This is a genomic window from Roseibium sp., assembly GCF_048260565.1.
Classification (GTDB): domain Bacteria; phylum Pseudomonadota; class Alphaproteobacteria; order Rhizobiales; family Stappiaceae; genus Roseibium.
In genome coordinates this window covers 505323-524834 of record NZ_JBLXGP010000002.1, presented here as the reverse complement: position 1 = coordinate 524834, position 19512 = coordinate 505323, and the positions used below count along the sequence as shown (strand labels likewise).

Below are 19512 nucleotides of genomic sequence, written 5' to 3'. Positions count from 1 at the left end.
TTGAAAACCACTACTTAAGAAATTGAGGCCCAGGCTGGTCCCGCTGATATCGCAGGACCTGGTCATGAAAACGCTCACCCGTAACCTGTTCGGGTTATTCTTCGTTTTATTCCTATTTTCGCTCGTTCCGGGCGGGCCGGCCCATGCCGAATCCGTCACGCCGGACACGGCAGGCGATCTTCAGCACCTGCTGAATCTCGTATGGGTAATGATCGCCGCGGCGCTCGTCCTCTTGATGCAGGTCGGCTTCATGCTGCTGGAAACGGGTCTGGTCCGTTCCAAGAATTCCATCAACGTGGCGCAGAAGAACCTTCTGGACTTCACGTTTTCGGTTCTGATTTTCGCCGCCGTCGGCTTCATGTTCGCTTTCGGCCGGTCGGACGGCTACTGGGTCGGCATCGACAGCAGGCTGTTCATGCTGCAGGGGCTGGATACCTGGTGGTTCGCGGTATTCGCCTTTCAGGTCATGTTTTGCGGGACCGCGGCGACGATCATATCCGGCGCCGTCGCGGAACGCATGCGCCTGGCGGCCTATGTCTGGTGTTCGCTGATCACCGCCGGGCTGATCTACCCGTTCTTTGCCCACTGGGCCTGGGGGAGCGCGGTCGTTCACAATACCAGTGCCTTCCTTGCCGAAGGCGGCTTTGTCGATTTTGCCGGATCGACCGTGGTGCACGGTACCGGCGGCTGGATCGCGCTTGCCGCCTGTCTCGTCATCGGACCGCGTATCGGCCGCTTCGACGCCAACGGCCGGGCTTTGCGGATCCAGGGCCACAGCGCCGCCACGGCAACGACGGGCGCCTTCCTGCTTTTTGTCGGCTGGATCGGCTTCAACGGCGGCTCGACACTGGCGGCCAACAGCGATGTACCGCTGATCATCGTCAACACCGTTGTGGCGGCCGCGGCAGGCGCTGCGATCGGATACGGCCTCGGCTGGTATCGCGACAAGATCGTCCTGCCGGAAAACTCGATCTCCGGAATGCTCGGCGGGCTGGTCGCGATCACGGCCGGCTGCCATGTCCTGACCCCCGGCACGGCAGCCGTGATCGGTCTTGTCGGCGGTACTGCCGCCGTCCTCGGAGGGGCGCTTATCGAACGGATCAGGGTCGATGACGCGGTCAATGCGGTCGCAGTTCACGGCATTGCCGGCGTCTGCGGAACCCTCGGCCTTGCCCTGCTCGCGCCCCTGGAAAAACTGCCGCTCGACGACCGGGGCGCCCAGTTCCTGATCCAACTCGAAGGTGTGGCCGTCAATTTCGCCTGGTGCTTCGGTCTCGGCTATCTGTCGTTGAAGCTGCTCAGCCTCTTCGTTCCCTTGCGGGTCGACCGGGAGGCCGAGGAAATCGGGATGAACGAAGCCGAGCACGGAACCCGGCTCGGGATCGGTCACGTGGAGGACGCCCTGGACCGGCTGATTGCCGGCAAGGCCGATCTCACCATGCGCCTCGATGTGACGCCGGGCGATGACGCGGAACGGCTGACGCGCATGTTCAACGCCCTGATGGACACGATCCAGGGCGAGGAAATGGCCCATCTGAAAGCGGCCGACGCCAAGCGCACGCGGGAAGAAGCCGAACGCCTGTCGGCTCTTGCCAATGCGACCTTCGATGCCATCGTGATTTCCGTGGACGGTCGGATCCTGGACGGCAATGCGGCCCTGGAAGACCTGCTCGGCCACCCGATCGAAAACCTGAAGATGCGCGGTCTTTACGAATTCGTGCAGGCCAATGTGGCCGGGGATCTGGAACAGCATCTGGTCAAGGCGGAAAAGGAACCCCGCGAACTTCAGGTCACCCACAGCAGCGGCGAGCTGATCCCTGTCGAAATCCGCACAAGGGTGATTTCCTACCGCGGCATTCCGACCCGCGTTTCGGCCCTGGTCGACCTGCGCGACCGGAAGAAGGCAGAAGCCCAGATCCTGCACCTCGCTCAGCACGACCCCCTCACCGACCTCCCGAACCGGGCGGTGTTCAATGCGGAACTCAATCACGCGATCGACCAGGTTCTGACCGGCGTCGACACCGCCGCCCTGCTGTTGCTCGATCTGGACCGGTTCAAGGACATCAACGATCTCCACGGACATCCGATCGGCGATACGGTGATCCGGATCACGGCGGAACGCCTGCGCAAATACACACGCGCCTGCGACACGGTTTCCCGGCTCGGCGGCGACGAATTCGCCATCATCCAGCACAAGATCCAGTTCGCCAATCAGGCCGAAGATATGGCCCATCGGCTGGTGCGCAGCCTGTCGGAGCCGATCAACTGCGGCAACGGCCTGATCATCAGGCCGAGCGCCAGCATCGGCGTCGCCATGATCGGCAGGCACGGCACCGTTGCCGAACAACTGATCTCAAACGCCGATATCGCCCTTTACAACGCCAAGAGCCTCGGCCGACACACCTACTGTGTCTTCCAGGAGGGAATGGGCGACAAGGTCCGCCAGCGCCGGGAACTGGAAGGCGACCTGCATGAGGCCATCAGCAAGGAGCAGTTCGAACTCTACTTCCAGCCGCGTCTCAACCTGCGGGCCGGCGTCATCGATTCCTACGAAGCCCTGATCCGCTGGAACCACCCGGAAAAGGGGCTGGTCAACCCGATGGACTTCATCGCCGTCGCAGAAGGCTCCGGGCAGATCATCCCGATCGGGAAATGGGTCCTGAGGGACGCGCTCAAGACGGCAGCGGACAAGATCCCGGATGCCCGTATCAGTATCAACGTCAGCCCGGTCCAATTCCGCGATGTCGATTTCGTGGAGGATGTCCGTGCGGCAATCGAGGCATCGAATGTCGCACCGCACCGTCTGGAACTTGAGATTACCGAGAACCTCCTCATCGAGGACGATGCCCGCGCGCTGTCGATCCTGACCCAGTTGAAGAGCATCGGCGTCAATATCGCACTGGACGACTTCGGGGTGGGTTATTCGTCGCTCGGTTACCTGAGCCGCTTCCCGTTCGACACCATCAAGATCGACCGTTCGTTCGTTCGCGAAGCCGGATCGAGCTACAGTTCGTTCGCCATCATCGAAACCGTCGTCCGCCTGGGCAAGGTCCTGAACATGACCATCGTGGCGGAAGGCGTGGAAGACCTGGAAAAGCTGCAACTGCTCGCATCGAACGGCTGCGACGAGATCCAGGGGTTCCTGATCGGCCATCCCGAACCTCTGGAGCGGCTGCGCACGACCGTGCCGCGGGAAGTCCTCGACGCTCTCAACGAAGACGCCCCGTCAGCAGCCGAAGAGAAGAAAACGGCTTAACCCGCCGGCCTCATGGCGGACTATTTCCGCCCGAACAGCCGCTCGATGTCGGAAAGCTTGAGTTCCACCCAGGTCGGGCGGCCGTGATTGCACTGGCCCGACAGGGGCGTCGCCTCCATATCGCGCAAAAGGGCGTCCATTTCCTGCGGCCGCATGCGCCGGCCGGCCCGGACCGACCCATGACAGGCCATGGTCGCCGCCACATGGTCCAGTTTTTCCCTCAAGCCCGTTGCCGTATCCCATTCGGCCAGTTCGTCTGCAAGGTCCGTTACCATGCCGCGAATATCCATGTCGCCGAGCATGGCCGGCGTTTCCCTGACCGCGATGGCGCCGGGCCCGAAAGGTTCCAGGACGAGGCCCACCTCTTCCAGTTCCGCCGCATGCTCCGCCAGACGGCCGACGTCTTCTTCCGGCATCTCGATGATCTCCGGGATCAGCAGCAACTGGCGGGCCACCTGTTTGCTGGCCAGCGCCTCTTTCAACCGTTCATAGACCAGCCGCTCATGGGCCGCGTGCTGATCGACGATCACCACGCCGTCTTCCGTCTGGGCGATGATATAGGTTTCATGCACCTGGGCCCGGGCGGCACCGAGTGGCAGCCGGGTGCGGTTTTCTTCCGTCGGCTCCTCATGCGCCCTGGCATCCGCCGACGGGCGAACCAGTTCGGCAAGGCCCTGTTCTTCCGGCACGCCGGAATACGCCTGGGCAGGCTCGCTAAAGCCGCCGGTTTGAGATACCGGGGCGGCTGCATGGGGGCGAAAGGCGGAGGCGTCCCAGCCGGCGGAGCGCTGGAAGCCGCCCGACCAGCCGGACTGGGGCCGTGCGCCCGCGCCGACCGCGCCGGAGCGGATCGCCTCCATGGCAACCGCCGCATTGGACGTCGATGACCGGTGCCCGGACTGGACCAGCGCCTGCTTGATCGCGCCGACCAGAAGACCGCGGACCAGTTGGGGATCGCGAAAGCGGACATCCGCCTTTGCAGGATGCACGTTCACATCGACGAGCGCCGGATCGAGTTCGATGAACAGAACCACGACCGGGTGCCGGTCGCGGGCAAGGACATCCGCATAGGCGCCGCGCAGACCGGACAGCAGCAGCTTGTCCTTCACCGGGCGGCCGTTAACGTAGAAGAACTGCAGTTGGGCGTTGCCGCGATGGAAGGTCGGCAATCCGGCGAAACCGGTCAGGGCCACGCCTTCGCGCGCCGCATCGATTTCCATGGCGTTGTCGACGAATTCCTGCCCCAGAACCTGCGCAATGCGTGCCTGACGCGGGTCCTCGCCACGGGCGGCCGGCCAGCTCTGGCTTTGCCGGTCGGCACCGGATAGAGAAAAACCGACCTCCGGATAGGCGAGCGCGATACGCTTGACCACCTCGGTGATCGCGGACGCTTCGGCCCGGTCGGATTTCAGGAACTTGAGCCGGGCGGGCGTGGCAAAGAAAAGATCCCGCACCTCGACCTGCGTGCCCTTGGTTCTGGCGGCCGGAACCGGCGGTGTTTCGGTACCGCCTTCGACGGCAATCCTCCAGGCATGGTCGTCGTCCGCATGCCGGGTCTGGATCGCCAGGCGGGCGACGGAACCGATGGAGGGCAGCGCCTCGCCGCGGAACCCCAGGCTTCGAATATCGAACAGATCGTCGTTGGAGATCTTGGATGTGCAATGGCGGCGGATCGCAAGCTGCAGGTCTTCGCGCTGCATGCCGATCCCGTTGTCGGAGACGCGCATGAGGGTCTTTCCGCCGGCGGCCGTCACGACCTCGATGGATGTCGCATCGGCATCGACGGCATTTTCGACAAGTTCCTTGATCACACTGGCCGGCCGCTCGATAACCTCACCGGCCGCTATCCGGTTGATCACCGCCTCGCCGAGCTGTCTGACCTGCATTCAATTCCCTTTCTGCGGTTTCCCGTTACGCACCATTCCTATATGGTCCGCCGCGCATCCCTGTCGAATCCTTAGATCCTACCAGATCCTACCATCCCCGAGTGACCCATCATGAACGCTTCTGCACCGCTTCTTGTTCCCGGCCTTGAAGCCCTTTCGGCCGACTATTCCGCTGTTCTATGCGACGTCTGGGGCGTGCTGCACAACGGTGTCGCCGCCTTCGAACATGCCCACAAGGCGCTGAGGGCTTTCCGCGAGGAAACCGGTGGTGTTGTCGTTCTGATCACCAATGCTCCCCGCCCTGCACCGCCGGTGCGCGAACAACTCGCCCAGCTGGGCGTTCCGGACGAGGCCTATGACGACATCGTCACCTCGGGCGACGTCACCCGCGAATTGCTGGCACAGAACGCCGGCTCAAAGGTGTTTCATATCGGTCCGGGCCGGGACCTGACGGTCTACGAGGGGACGGGCGTTGCGCTCGGCACGGAAGGCGAAGCGGAGATCATCTGTTGCACCGGGCTGTTCGATGACGAACAGGAAACGCCCGACGACTACCGCGACCAGCTTCAGGCGCTCGCGGCCCGCGGCCTGCCGATGATCTGCGCCAATCCGGACATTGTCGTGGAACGGGGCGAACAGCTGATCTGGTGCGCCGGCGCCCTGGCGCGTCTCTACGAGGATCTCGGCGGCACCGTGATGATCGTCGGCAAGCCCCACGCCCCGATCTACGCCGCAGCCCTTGCCAGGGCCGTCAAGGCCAGCGGCAAGGACATCGACAAAGGCAAGGTTCTCGCCATCGGAGACGGCCTTCCGACCGATATTCGCGGCGCCGTCTCCCAGGATATCGATGTCCTGTTCATCACCGGCGGCATTCACGCATCGGATTTCGGACCGACCGACGCTCCGGACGAACAGATCATCCGCCGGCGGCTTGCGGAAGAAGGCCTGACCGCGCGCGCCGCGGTGCCGCGTCTGGTCTGGTAAGGACCGCTTTCCCTTTCAAAAAACTGTTTGTACGGCAGAGTCCGCGAGCCCACAATTGGCAGACGGATTTTGCCCTGCGACTTCTTCTGCCTTGGCGGAAGGGGAAGCTTATGTTTGAAATGGTGAAACTATAAGTACGCGGGGTCACGAAAACGCTCCCCACGCCTGATTGCCGGCCCATCGCTCTGGAGCTGTTTATGTCCCTGCTGCGCAAGTTTCTCATCGTCCCTCCCATTCTGATAGGGGCCGGGCTTGTCGTTTATGCCGTTTCGCACCGCCAGCCGCCGGTCAGAACCGAAATCGCGGAGACCGCAACAACGGCACGCGTGATTACCACTGCCGTGCAAAGCTTTATCCCGCGCATCAACGGCTTTGGGACCGCCGCACCGGCCCGGACCTGGAACGGCATCGCCCAGGTCGCCGGTCGGGTAACCTATATCAATCCGGATTTCGTCAAGGGCGCATTCGTCAGGGCAGGCGACGTTCTCGTGAACCTCGCGCCGGAAGACTACGAACTCGATATAGCGGAGGCGCAGACCGGCATCGCCTCGGCAGAGGTCGATATCGAGGAGCTCAAGGCCACACTGGAGTTCAAGAACAAAACGCTGGAAATCGAAAAGGCGATGCTCGACCTCGAGCAAAAGGACCTTGCCCGCAAACAGGAACTGTCCGGGCGCAACGTCGTCTCCAGCCAGACCCTTGAGAACCAGCAGTCTGCCCTGTTGCAGCGGCAGATCTCGGTTCAGAACCTTGAAACCGAAATCGCCCTGATGCCGACAAAACTGAAGGCCCTGGAGCAAGCGAAAAAGAAAAGCGAAGTTCAGCTTGAAAATGCAAAGCTCAACCTTGAGCGGACGACCATCAGGGCGCCCTTCGACGCACGCATCGCGGAAGTGAATGTCGAGATCGATCAGTTTGTCGGCGCAGGAAGCACCATCGGCCATCTCGACGGGATCAATGCCTCGGATGTCGAGGTTCAGATTACGCCGAGAAAAATGGCCGGCTTCGTCAAGCTGCAGTCGAAACACAGTCCTGCGCCCTCCATCAGCTTCGAGAAGATGGCCCAGCAGTTGTCCCGCATGTCCGCGACCGTGCGTCTCGACCTGTCGGGGCTGTCGGCAACCTGGCAGGCGAATGTCAAAAGGATCAGCGATACGGTCGATCCGGTGACCCGATCGCTCGGGGTAATCGTCTCGGTCCCGGAGCCCTACAGGAATTTCGTCCCGGGAAGCATCCCGCCGCTCATCAAGGGCATGTTCGTGGATGTGGAACTTCGCGGACCAACGGTTGACGGCGTGACGGTACTGCCGCGCAGCGCCCTGTTCGAAGGGCGTCTCCGCCTGGTGGACGGAGACAACCGGCTGCGGTTCGAGCAGGCTGAAACGCTTTTTGAATTCGGCGATGCGATCGTCCTCCAAGACAGTCTTCCGGACGGAACACGGGTCGTCATCGGCGACCTCTCCCCGGCGGTGGAAGGCATGCTGCTGACGCCGGTGGAAGACCCTGACATGGGCGATTACCTGAAACGCCTGGCCATGGCCGATGACGCCCCGGAGGCGAACGGCCAATGATCCGCTTCTTCGCCAAACATCCCACCGGCGCCAATCTGCTCATGGCGGGCTTTCTCCTCCTCGGCCTGATCAGCCTGCCCAGGCTCCTGATCGAGACGTTTCCGAAGATCCCGATCAAGGAAGTCACGGTCAGTGTCCCCTATCCCGGCGCGACGGCGGCGGATGTGGAACGCACGATTTGCCGGCGGATCGAAGATGCCGTCGACGGCGTCGAGAATGTCGAGGAAATCCAGTGCGATGCCCGCGAGAACGTGGCCATTGCCACGGTCACCATGATCGAGGGGAACGATGTCGAACAGTTTCTGCTCGACATCGACCGTGAGATCGGCGCGATCAACGACTTTCCGGAACCGGTTGAGGAACCTGTGGTCGAGCAGGCGGGCCGGATGAGCTTCGTTGCCTCGCTTGTGGTCACAGGCATTGCGGACCGGACCCAATTGAAAGTCTATGCGGATGACCTCAAGGACCGATTGCTCCGGTTCGGCGGCATCCCGAAGGTCGAAGTCAAAGGGTTCTCGGACCGGCAGATCCGGATCGAAGTGGATGACGCAGCGGCAAGAGAACTTGGACTGACGCTCGAAGAAATCGCCAACATCGTTTCGCGTCAGAATATCGACCTGCCGGCCGGTGAAATCGTCTCCAGGGACGGGACAACCCTGTTGCGGTTTTCCGATGAACGGCTTGCGGCCGACGCCTACCGGTCCGTAATCATCCGGTCTTCGTCCCAGGGGGGCCAGATCCGTCTCGGCGATATCGCGCGGATTACCGATCGCTTCGAGGACGATGAGGTCGAAACCAGGCTCAACGGCGACATTGCGGCTGTTCTGGACGTTTACATGACCCGTCAGGACGATCTGATCAAGGTCATAGATCGCCTGAAAGCGTTTGCCGGCGAGGAACAGCACAGAACGTCTCCGGGCATCAAGCTGACCGTGATACGCGATGGGTCCATCGCCCTGAAGGACCGTTTGAGGATCCTGATCTCCAACAGCATTCAGGGGTTGGTCCTTGTGGTCGCCGCCATGTGGATTTTCTTCGGCGGGCGCCAGGCGTTCTGGATCGGACTGGGGCTGCCTGTCTCGTTCCTGGGCGCCGTCGCCCTGATGGTTGCCTTCGGCATCACGATCAACATGCTGTCGCTGGTCGGACTTCTGATCGTCATCGGTATCGTCATGGACGATGCCATCGTGATCTCTGAGAACATCGCCACCAAGCGCCAGAACGGATTGCCGCCGCTGGAGGCGGCAGTCGAAGGAACGAAACAGGTCCTGCCCGGCGTGATGGCCTCCTTCCTGACAACCGCGGCCGTTTTCGGTGCGCTGGCGTTCCTGAGCGGGGATCTGGGAAAAATCCTGCGCGTGGTCCCGATCGTTATGCTGATGGTCCTTTGCGTTTCGCTGGTCGAGGCGTTCCTGATCCTGCCGAACCATCTTTCCCACGGCAGCGGGAATGAGAAGCAAAGCCGGCTCACGCGGAAAGCGGAAGCTGGGATCGGCTGGGCGCGCGACCATTTCATCGGACCGGTGGCCTCCTGGGCGGTCAGGTACCGCTACCTGACGCTCGGCATCGCACTCATGATGTTCCTGGGAACCCTGTCCCTGCTGCTGGGCGGGATCGTCAAGTTCCAGGCTTTCCCGGACGTCCAGGGCGACCAGATCGAAGCCCGGATCGAATTGCCGTCCCGCGCGACGCTTGGTGACACACGCGCAGTGGTCGCGGAAACGGTTGCCGCGCTTCAGCGGGTGAGCGACGCGTCGTCGCCCGGCAATGCAGATCACCGGCCTCTTACGACCAATATCCTTGTCCGTTTCAACGAGAACGTCGACGCAGGTACGAACGGCGCCCATCTGGCGACGGTCAACGTGGATCTAATTGCGGGACCGCTCCGGACCGCGACGAACGAAGACATCATGACCCGATGGCGGGAAGAACTGCCGAAGACGCTCGACGTGCGGCAGATCATTCTGACCGAATCCGCACGCCGCGCCGCGGGCCGGCCTATTGAGCTGCGCCTGTCTCACCCGGACGTCGCGACACTGGACAGAGCTTCGGCGGACCTCCAGACCTGGCTCTCGGGCTACAAGGGCGTCTACAACATTTCAGATGACCTGACTGCGGGCAAACCGGAATTGTCCCTGTCCCTGCGCGATGGCGCCGGGGCCCTCGGGCTCGATGCCCGTTCGATCGCCAACCAGATTCGGGCGGCCTTCAATGGCATCGTCGCCGATGAAATCCAGATCGGCACGCAAAGCTATGAGATCGATGTCCGGCTGGCACCTTCGGGTCGAGACAGTCTGGAGGATATCGAACAGTTCACGATCGAGACGCCGCAAGGCAATCGGGTTCCGCTCGGCGCCGTCGCCAACGCGTCCTACGAGCGCGGATATACGCGGATCAACCGCATCAACCGGATGCCGACGGTGACCGTCACCGGCGATATTCAAAGCGGTATCGCCAACGCCAACGAGATTGTCAGAAACACGCAGAAAGCGTTCCTGCCGGAGCTGCTCGCCGCCTATCCGGGCCTGAGCGCCTCGACAGAAGGGCAGAATGCCAAAGCCGGAAAGACCCAGGGCTCGATGATCACTTCGCTCGGGATCGGCCTGATCTTCGTCTTCTGCCTCCTGTCCTTCCAGTTCCGCAGCTACGCCGAACCCATCGTGGTGATGACGCTGATCCCGTTCTCCCTGATCGGTGCGGTGCTCGGCCATTACCTCATGGGGATCGACTTTTCCCTGCCGAGTACGCTTGGCTTTATTTCCCTGACGGGGATCGTGGTCAACGACTCCATCCTGCTGGTGGAATTCATCAAGAACCATCACGCCCCCGGCATAACCAGCGTCAGCGAAATCGCGCCTGCCGGCGCCAAGGCCCGGTTCCGGGCCATCCTCCTGACGTCGTTGACGACAATCGCCGGGATGATGCCGCTCCTGTTCGAAACCAGCACCCAGGCCCAGGTGCTGGTGCCGCTGGTCACGTCGATTTCCTTTGGTCTGCTCGGAACGACCTTGATGATTGTTTTCATCGTCCCGGCTTTCTACACGATCCTGGACGATTTCGGCCTGACCTCGCTCGCACGCGAACGCAAGCGGGCAGCTGCGGCGGAGGCTGGTTCGGGGCCCGTTCCAGCGGAATAAAGGGGTTTGCGTTCAGACGTTTTCAAGACACGAAAAAAGCCGCCCCGACAGCAGGGCGGCTTTTTAAATTCCGTTGACGGGAAACGGTCAGTCGAACAGCTTGTCGATCTCGCTCTGGGCTTCGGCGAGCATGGCGTCGACATCCGACTGGGACACGCCTTCGCCCGCATGCTGCGGCCCGTGCAGGATGAGTTCGCGCTTGCGCCGCTCCTCCTCGGTTTCCTCGGTGGAGATCCCCTCGCCTTCCGGCAGCCGGAGCTTGTCCACGAACGCCGACACGCGCTCATCGATGAAGTTGAGCGTGGAGACGACCTTGGAAATCCGCTGTCCGGTGATGTCCTGGAACGTACAGGCTTCGAAAATCGTGATCATCTTGCCGCTGACGAAATCCTGATAGGCCTGCGGGTCGCTTGCGTCCGCACTCATGATTTCCTCGGCCGCTTCCATGATGGTGTTGGTCGCGTCCTCGGTGGCTTCGACAATGGCGTCCAGCTCGCGTCCGGCTTCCGGAATGCGGCTGTTCTTCATGTCATCGGCCCGAAGGTCCGTGATTTCCTGCTTCATCCGGGAGATTTCGCGCGCTATCGCGGTCAGTTCCTCGGTGACGGCAGGCTGGATCTTGGTCAGAACCTCATGCATCGAGCCTGACATGACCTCGGCCAGATGCATGACATCGGACAGGGACACGTCGCCGCCGCGGTTCTTGTTTTCTTGCAGGAAATCGATGACTCGCGCCACGTTATCCTTGCTCATTGCGGCCATTTTCTCAGCCCTTGCTTCCTGTCTGTTCCCTATCGCAAATCCGGTTTCGCGTTTCGGATAGGTAACAGGAGTTCGTTGCGCCAATGCCCCCGCACCAGTTCATCAACGAACTCTTCCAATTCCGGAGGCAGACCCGGCCGAGCGCCGGTTTCCGCCCGTGTTGCCCGTTTAGTCGGAGAAGACTGCTTCGATCTTGCCCTTCAAGGTCTGCGCATTGAACGGCTTCACGATGTAGTTGTTCACGCCGGCCTTCTTGGCGGCGATCACGTTTTCCGTCTTGGATTCCGCCGTCACCATGATGAACGGGGTCTTGCTGAGGCTGCCGTCTGCGCGAACCTGCTTCAGCAGCTCGTAACCGGTCATCGGTTCCATGTTCCAGTCGGAAATCACCAGACCGTAGCGGCGCTGCTTCATTTTTTCGAGCGCTTCGGTACCATCTGCTGCATCATCAATATCTTCGAAACCGAGCTGCTTGAGCAGGTTCCGAATGATCCGGATCATCGTCTTGTAGTCATCGACCACGAGGACCGGCATCTGAAGATCAAGGGCCATCATCTACTCCATACTGTCAATCGGCGCGGCCCCTGGCCTTGGGCCGTGGAAACGCGTTCTGACTTCAAAGGAGAGAGACACTTCACGTGTCCTCGCCTCCCCATACTCAAGCGAAATTACGCCAAGCCCCTGAAAAGACCGTTAATAAGACAAGTTTTTTCTTCGCCCAAAGCCCAATTGCAGCCCTAACACCGCTCCCCTAGGGTCTCTCTGCTTGGAATCCTCAAGACAAAACCACAAAAGGCCCACAATGCTTGAACTGCAAAAACTCTGTTTCGAAGATCTCGAAGTCGGCATGACCGAAACTCTGCTCAAGCATGTGAGTTCATCTGACGTGGTCGGTTTTGCCGAGGTTTCCGGAGACCGGAATCCGATCCATCTCTCCGAACACTTCGCGGCCCGAACCCCTTTCAAGACCCGCATCGCCCACGGTCTTTATACCGCAAGCCTGATCTCCGCCGTTCTGGGAACCCGTCTTCCCGGCCCCGGCGCGATCTATCTGTCGCAGACGCTGAACTTCAAGGCCCCGGTCAAGATCGGCGACGACGTTCTGGTCACGGTAAAGGTGGAAGAGCTGATGGAACGGGGCAACCGGGCGCGGCTGTCCTGCGTTTGTAGCGTCGACGACATGGTCGTGCTGGAAGGCGAAGCCCTGGTCAAGGTTCCTTCCGCGGATGAAGACCGCTCCGGTCTTTAGTCTGGCCCGACCGAACTTCCAGCCGGTCTGCCTTGGCAACAGCAGCGCTTGACCTTTCGCGACGGAGACGGCAGTTTCCAGCGCGCATTGCCTTAAAGCGCGTTTGGAATCGCGGCATTGGACGATGCTCACGTATCCCAATTAGAGGGTAGCCGGGCGAGGCCGGTTCTGCCCGGCCACGAAGGTACCCTGAATGTCCGCTGCAAACCCGGCTGAATTTTCGGTTATATCCGGTCTCGACGCCTTTCCCGACCACCTCAAGGGCGGCGTGGTTGCCATCGGCAATTTCGACGGGGTTCACCGCGGGCACCGGGCCGTTCTGGAAGCCGCGCTCGCAGAAGGGCGCAAGGACGGCGTTCCGGTCTTTGCCATGACGTTCGAGCCGCACCCGCGCACCGTCTTCAATCCGGACAATCCCGTCTTCCGCCTGACGCCGCGCGACCAGAAGGCGGATATCCTGAGGGCCTGCGGTCTGGATGGCGTCCTGGTGCTGCCGTTCACCCGTGACTTCGCCGGAATCGAGGCGTCCGACTTTGTCGGCAACATCCTGATCGATCGCCTCGGAATCAGCCATGCGGTAACCGGTTATGATTTCCATTTCGGCCGGGCCAGGGCGGGAACCCCGGATTTTCTCCGGTCATCGGGCCAGAAGCACGGCTTTGGCGTCACCATCGTTCAGGCCGAACAGGACGAAGCGGAAGAAACCATTTCGTCATCGCGGATCAGGGAGTGTCTGGCAAACGGCGAACTGATCCTTGCCAACGGCCTGCTCGGTTACCGGTGGTTCGTGGACGCCGAAGTGCGGCACGGCGACAAGCGGGGCCGGGACCTGGGATATCCGACGGCAAACCTGCAACTCGATCCGCATTGCCCGCTCAAACACGGGATCTACGCGGTCCGGGTCAGGACGCCGAAAGGCGTCTTTGACGGTGTGGCGAATTACGGCCGGCGCCCGACCTTCGACAATGGCGCGCCACTGCTGGAAGTGTTCCTGTTCGATTTCAAGGGCGACCTTTACGGCGAGACGCTCCGGGTGCATCTCGTTTCCTTTCTGCGGAGCGAGGAGAAATTCGATTCCCTCGACGCGCTGATCGCCCAGATGGACCGGGACAGCGAGGAGGCACGCGCGGCCCTTGCCTCGCTGCATCCGATCTCGCCGGTCGACCTGACGCTTTTCGAGTTCGACAGATGACCGGCCCGACGAGCACGTCCGGCTCGAGCCAGGACAACAATCTCGTCGCCCTGTCGCTGATGTCCTGCGCCATGATGATCGTGCCGATCATGGACGTTATCGCCAAGTATCTCGCCCTGTCGCTGCCGCCGCTGGAGGTCACCTTCGGCCGGTTCGTGTTCCAGCTCCTGATTTCTTTGGCGGCCGCCCTGCTGACCTGGAACCTGAAAGGTCTTCGCAGCAAACGGCCCGCGGTCAATTACCTGCGCGGTGTCCTGCTGTCGGCGGCGGTTCTGTGTTTCTTCACCGCCGTCAAATACATGCCGGTCGCAACCGCGATCTCGATCTTCTTCGTCGAGCCGATGATCCTGACGGTCCTGGCTGCCCTGATCCTGAAGGAAAAGGTCGGGCCGCGCCGGATCACGGCCATCCTCACCGGGCTTGCCGGCGCGCTGATCATCCTGCGGCCGAGCTTTCTGGAGATCGGCCCGGCGAGCCTGCTGCCGCTGCTGGCCGCAACTTTCTTTGCCAGCTATCTGCTGCTCAACCGGCTCTACGCAGGCTCCGACGGGCTTCTGGCCATCCAGTTCAGTGCCGGCATGGCAGGAAGCATCGTGCTGGGGGGAGCCCTGGCGGTTGGCACACTGTTGGGCGATCCGGACTACGCCTTCGCGGTTCCGAATCTGAACCAGACCGGGTTTCTGTTCGCCATCGGGGCGATTTCCTTCGTCGGCCACGGTCTGGTCGTCGCAGCCTTCCAGAGAGGCGAAGCGGCCCTGCTGGCGCCGCTGCAATATCTGGAGATCGTCAGCGCGACACTGTTTGGCTTTCTGGTGTTCGGCGATTTTCCGGACGGGCCGACCTGGATCGGCATTGCGCTCATCGTCGGCAGCGGGCTCTACATCACCCAGCGCGAGCGGGCGCTGAACAAGCGCCGGGCAAACCAGCCCGCCGCTAAGCTCTGACCGTCTCACTATCTTTCGTTTCAATGGCACAGCGCCAGCCGATCCAGATCGTGATCGTCAGCAGGATCGGCCCCAGAAACGGGAAACCCACCTCGCCCGCAATGCGGGTTCCTGCCGCCATCAGCACGACAACGAGGGCAAGCGTTGCGCTCCAGGACGGCAGGCTTTCGGTCTGGCCGAAGCGAAGCAGAAAGGCCAGTGCGACCGCCAGAAGGGCGAGGTCATAGGACAGCGCAAAGGGTGTCGCCAGCAGGCCGGCGGCGACGAGAACGATGGCCTTCGCCGCAAACGGAGCGCGGCTTCGCCAGGACAGCCAGACCGTAACCAGGGCTGCGAACGCGGTCAGAGCCTGGAGGCCGTAGGCCAGTTGGATCGGTGCGCCGACTTGTCTTGCGGCGGCGTAAACCGAAATCATCTTGTGCAGGTCCACCAGACCAAGGTTGAGCGTTTTCTGCGCAAAGCCGGCCTGAGCGAAAAAGGCCTCCCAGGTTCCGGTGCCGAACACGTACCAACTGAGCGCGGCAAGCAGCACGGTCGTCACCGCCGCAGCCAAAAACGTGCGCCAATATCCGCCCGCAATCAGGGCGAAGGGAATGAGCACGCCCAATTGCGGCTTGAAGGTCATCAGGCCGATAAAGACGCCTGCCAGAATGTGCCGTTTTTCCGCCAGCATGACCAGGCCGGCTCCGAGGAACGCCGCGGCCAGCAGGGAATTCTGTCCATAGAAGTAGGTGTTGAAGCTGGTCGGCAGGGCGGCTGCCAGAAGGAACCCGTGCCAGTGGCGCATGATCCGGCTACATGCCCATCCGGCCGCAAGGGCAGCGGCAAGCTGAAAGATCCAGTAGGCGGCAACGCCCCCCAACAGGCCGAGCGGCAGGAGCATCAGGAGGAATGTCGGCGGATAGAAGAATGCGAAATAGTGGCCGGCACCGATGTAGGCCGCCTGGAGGGCCGCGAAATCCTCGGTTCGGTAGGGTGTGGCCGGAGCCCCGCCGACGGCTTCTCGCGCCGCGACCCAGAAGCTCAGGAAGTCACTGACGACGGCGGTTCCCCCCGGCGCGGTCAGGATACCCGGATAGATATAGAGATAGCCGAGGACGATGACATAACCCGCAAGGGCCATGAACCCGGCCGGAACCAGCCGGTCGCGGGTCGCCCAGCGCCCCTGCCTCAATGCCTCGATCATCGTCCCATCCGTTGCCACTTCCCTGGCCGTTCGTACGGCAGGAGCGTTAAGAAACGATTTGAGGCGGGCACGGCGCGCGATCATGCGCGCCAATGCGCGGAATGACTTTATTCATCGACAAAGTGCTGCTATGTCCTGCGCATGCTTCGCTGGCTCGACTACAAAAGAGACTGCACCCTGCTGCAGCACCGTCGAATTACCGGCCCGGCCTTCGGCTGACGCATCCCTGCGGCGCCCAAGGACCGGGATAAATCTCTCATGGCCGGCATCTTCCGATCGCCGTGCAGCCGACAATGACCGTAGCAGCGCGCACGGGGCTCATTCTCAAACCCGCCGTGCGCCTCTCCGACCGGATCCCATACGTGATGACCGAGACACCTGAACGCGACTATTCAGAAACCCTGAACCTGCCCAAGACCGACTTTCCCATGCGCGCCGGTCTCCCCAAGAAGGAGCCGGAAATCCTTCAGCGCTGGCAGGAGATGAACCTTTACAAGAAGCTCCGGGAGGCCGGCACCGGCCGGAACAAGTTCATCCTCCATGACGGCCCGCCCTACGCCAACGGCAACATCCACATCGGCCACGCGCTGAACAAGACGCTGAAGGACATCGTCACCCGCTCCATGCAGATGACTGGCTGGGACTCCAACTATGTCCCCGGCTGGGACTGCCATGGCCTGCCGATCGAATGGAAGATCGAGGAACAGTACCGCGCCAAGGGCAAGAACAAGGACGAGGTTCCGGTCAACGAATTCCGCCAGGAATGCCGCGAATTCGCCGAGCACTGGATCGGCGTGCAGCGCGAGGAGTTCAAGCGTCTCGGCATCGAGGGCGACTGGGAGAACCCGTATCTCACCATGCGCTTCGAGAGCGAGGCGGTGATCGCGCAGGAACTGATGAAGTTCGCCATGTCCGGCCAGCTTTACCGCGGCTCCAAGCCGGTGATGTGGTCCGTGGTGGAAAAGACCGCCCTGGCCGAGGCGGAAATCGAATATCACGACTACCAGTCGGACACGATCTGGGTGAAGTTCCCGGTGGTCGAGGCCGGCGGCACCAGTGAGGCGGAAGCCGACGAACTGCTGGATGCCTCCGTCGTCATCTGGACCACGACCCCCTGGACGATCCCGGGCAACCGGGCGGTCTGCTTCTCTTCCAGGATCCATTACGGCCTTTACGAGGTCACCCAGGACGACCTGCCGGAAGAAAACTGGGTCCAGAAGGGCGACAAGCTGATCCTGGCCGACGCGCTGGCCGCTGCCGTCTTCGAACAGTCCCGGGTGGAGCGCTACGAGCATGTGCGCGCCGTGACGCCGGAAGAACTGGCCTCGGTGACGCTTGCCCATCCGCTTCGCGACCTGGACCTCGGCGGCTATCAGTTCGACGTTCCCGTTCTGGACGGCGATCACGTCACCGACGATGCCGGCACCGGGTTCGTTCACACCGCACCGGGCCACGGCGCGGACGACTTCGAGATCTGGATGGCGAATGCCCGCGAGCTGGATGCCCGCGGCATCGACACCGCGATCCCGTTCACCGTCGCCGACGATGGTTTCTACACCAAGGATGCGCCAGGCTTCGAAGGCAACCAGGTAATCACCCACAAGGGTGAGAAGGGCAAGGCCAACAAGGCCGTGATCGAGGCGCTGAAGGAAAGCGGCTGCCTGATCGGCCTCGGCCGGCTGAAGCACCAGTATCCCCATTCCTGGCGGTCGAAGAAGCCGATCATCTTCCGCAACACGCCGCAGTGGTTCGTCTATATGGACCGCGATATCGACGGCAAGGGCGACACGTTGCGGGTCCGTGCGCTGAATGCGATCGACAACACCCGGTTCGCTCCCGCCTCCGGCCAGAACCGGTTGCGGTCGATGATCGAAAACCGGCCCGACTGGGTGCTGTCGCGCCAGCGCGCCTGGGGCGTGCCGATCACGGTGTTCATCCACAAGGACACGGCGGAGGTCCTGAAGGACGAGGCGGTCAACGCCCGCATCTACGAAGCTTTCGTTTCCGAGGGCGCCGATGCCTGGTTCGCGGACGGGGCCAAGGAACGGTTCCTCGGCAACGACCACAAGGCCGACGACTGGGAGATGGTCACGGACATTCTGGACGTCTGGTTCGACTCCGGCTCCACCCATGCCTTTTGCCTGGAAAGGCGCGAAGACCTGATGCCGAACCGCAAGGGTCTCGGAGGCGACGACTATGTGCTTTACCTGGAAGGGTCCGACCAGCATCGCGGCTGGTTCCACTCCTCGCTGCTGGAAGGCTGCGGCACACGGGGCCATGCGCCTTACGACGCTGTCCTGACCCACGGCTTCACCATGGCCGAGGACGGACGCAAGATGTCCAAGTCGCTCGGCAACCAGGTGTTCCCGCAGGATATCATCAAGCAATATGGCGCCGACATCCTGCGCCTGTGGGTGGCCTCCTCGGATTATGCGGAAGACCAGCGCATCGGCCCGGAGATCATCAAGACCAGCGTCGACAGCTATCGCAAGCTGCGCAACACCCTGCGCTGGATGCTGGGTTCGCTCGCCCACGCGACCAACGAAGAGATCGCCCTTGCAGACATGCCGGAGCTGGAACGGCTGATGCTGCACCGGTTGGCCGAGCTCGACGATCTGGTCCGCAAGGCCTATTGGGACTTCGACTACAAGCGTATCTTCCACCACCTGTTCACCTTCATGACGGTGGAGCTGTCGGCGTTTTATTTCGACATCCGCAAGGATGCGCTTTACTGCGACGCGGCCTCCTCGGTGCGCCGCAAGGCGTCCCTCTACGTGATCGACAAGCTGTTCAACTGCCTGGTGACCTGGATGGCGCCGATGCTGCCCTTCACCATGGAAGAAACGTGGACATCGCGCTACGGAGACGGCGCTTGCGTCCATCTGGAACAGTTCCCGGCGGTTCCGGCCGACTGGCGCGACGATGCACTGGCGGCGAAATGGGCCAAGATCCGGACCGTCCGCCGCGTGATCACCGGGGCGCTCGAAGTGGAGCGCCGGGAAAAGCGGATCGGGTCCTCCCTGGAGGCCCATCCGGTGGTCCATGTGACCGATCCGGCGCTGATGGCAGCTCTGGAAGGCAAGGACATGGCCGATATCGCCATCACCAGCCAATTGACCCTGAGTGCCGATCCGGCGCCTGCAGGCGCCTTCACGCTGGACGACACGCCGGGTGTTGCCGTCGTTCCGGGACTTGCCGAGGGGCGGAAATGCGCCCGGTCGTGGAAGATCCTGCCGGAAGTCGGATCCGATCCTGACTACCCGGACGTAACGCTTCGCGATGCGGCGGCCCTGCGGGAATGGGACGCGGCCCATCAGCCCGCCTGATCGCGAAACCGGCAAAGGA

At 62.0% G+C, this 19512-nt stretch carries 12 protein-coding genes; 8 read left to right on the top strand and 4 right to left on the bottom strand.

All coding sequences use genetic code 11. From position 1 onward, the window contains the following. Positions 1 to 64 precede the first annotated feature (64 nt). The gene (gene amt, locus ACN0SO_RS06820) at positions 65 to 3256 is read left to right on the top strand and encodes an ammonium transporter (RefSeq protein WP_417675872.1); all 3192 of its coding nucleotides are present in this window, start codon (positions 65 to 67) and stop codon (positions 3254 to 3256) included. Positions 3257 to 3276: 20 nt separating this feature from the next. On the opposite strand, the gene mutL is transcribed toward amt, so the two are convergent. Continuing rightward, positions 3277 to 5142 (bottom strand): DNA mismatch repair endonuclease MutL, encoded by a 1866-nt coding sequence (gene mutL, locus ACN0SO_RS06815; protein ID WP_417675870.1) that lies wholly within the window; start codon positions 5140 to 5142, stop codon positions 3277 to 3279. A 111-nt stretch (positions 5143 to 5253) separates the two neighbouring features. On the opposite strand from mutL, the gene ACN0SO_RS06810 reads away from it, so the two are divergent. The 3 genes from ACN0SO_RS06810 to ACN0SO_RS06800 all read left to right on the top strand — a co-directional run bounded on the left by ACN0SO_RS06810 (position 5254) and on the right by ACN0SO_RS06800 (position 10834). Then, positions 5254 to 6126, top strand: a complete 873-nt coding sequence (locus tag ACN0SO_RS06810) for a TIGR01459 family HAD-type hydrolase (RefSeq protein WP_417675868.1) — start codon at positions 5254 to 5256, stop codon at positions 6124 to 6126. Between the two features lie 197 nt (positions 6127 to 6323). Next, on the top strand, positions 6324 to 7697 hold the full coding sequence (locus ACN0SO_RS06805) for an efflux RND transporter periplasmic adaptor subunit (RefSeq protein ID WP_417675866.1): 1374 nt from the start codon (positions 6324 to 6326) through the stop codon (positions 7695 to 7697). Next, on the top strand, positions 7694 to 10834 hold the full coding sequence (locus ACN0SO_RS06800) for an efflux RND transporter permease subunit (protein WP_417675864.1): 3141 nt from the start codon (positions 7694 to 7696) through the stop codon (positions 10832 to 10834). The genes ACN0SO_RS06805 and ACN0SO_RS06800 overlap by 4 nt, the downstream gene beginning before the upstream one ends. Before the next feature lie 87 nt (positions 10835 to 10921). Here the strand turns inward: ACN0SO_RS06800 and ACN0SO_RS06795 are convergent, their stop codons facing one another. Both ACN0SO_RS06795 and ACN0SO_RS06790 read right to left on the bottom strand, forming a co-directional pair. Further along, positions 10922 to 11587 carry a chemotaxis protein gene (locus ACN0SO_RS06795; protein ID WP_417675862.1) on the bottom strand — a complete coding sequence of 222 codons (666 nt, stop codon included), beginning with the start codon at positions 11585 to 11587 and terminating at the stop codon, positions 10922 to 10924. 177 nt (positions 11588 to 11764) lie between these two features. Beyond that, complete coding sequence (locus ACN0SO_RS06790; RefSeq protein ID WP_006935666.1) at positions 11765 to 12148, bottom strand: response regulator; 384 nt, start codon at positions 12146 to 12148, stop codon at positions 11765 to 11767. 250 nt (positions 12149 to 12398) lie between these two features. On the opposite strand from ACN0SO_RS06790, the gene ACN0SO_RS06785 reads away from it, so the two are divergent. The 3 genes from ACN0SO_RS06785 (at position 12399) to ACN0SO_RS06775 (ending at position 14981) form a co-directional block, all read left to right on the top strand. After that, on the top strand, positions 12399 to 12845 hold the full coding sequence (locus ACN0SO_RS06785) for a MaoC family dehydratase (protein ID WP_417675859.1): 447 nt from the start codon (positions 12399 to 12401) through the stop codon (positions 12843 to 12845). Between the two features lie 193 nt (positions 12846 to 13038). Next, positions 13039 to 14037, top strand: coding sequence for a bifunctional riboflavin kinase/FAD synthetase (locus ACN0SO_RS06780; protein WP_417675857.1), 999 nt, complete (start codon positions 13039 to 13041; stop codon positions 14035 to 14037). After that, the gene (locus ACN0SO_RS06775; protein WP_417675855.1) at positions 14034 to 14981 is read left to right on the top strand and encodes a DMT family transporter; all 948 of its coding nucleotides are present in this window, start codon (positions 14034 to 14036) and stop codon (positions 14979 to 14981) included. The genes ACN0SO_RS06780 and ACN0SO_RS06775 overlap by 4 nt, the downstream gene beginning before the upstream one ends. Here the strand turns inward: ACN0SO_RS06775 and ACN0SO_RS06770 are convergent. Further along, positions 14971 to 16167, bottom strand: a complete 1197-nt coding sequence (locus tag ACN0SO_RS06770) for a glycosyltransferase family 87 protein (RefSeq protein WP_417675853.1) — start codon at positions 16165 to 16167, stop codon at positions 14971 to 14973. The two genes, ACN0SO_RS06775 and ACN0SO_RS06770, sit on opposite strands and share 11 nt — an antisense overlap. Before the next feature lie 365 nt (positions 16168 to 16532). On the opposite strand from ACN0SO_RS06770, the gene ileS reads away from it, so the two are divergent. Further along, entirely contained in the window at positions 16533 to 19493 is a 2961-nt protein-coding gene (gene ileS / locus ACN0SO_RS06765; RefSeq protein ID WP_417676404.1) for an isoleucine--tRNA ligase, read from the top strand. The last annotated feature ends 19 nt before the right edge of the window (positions 19494 to 19512 follow it).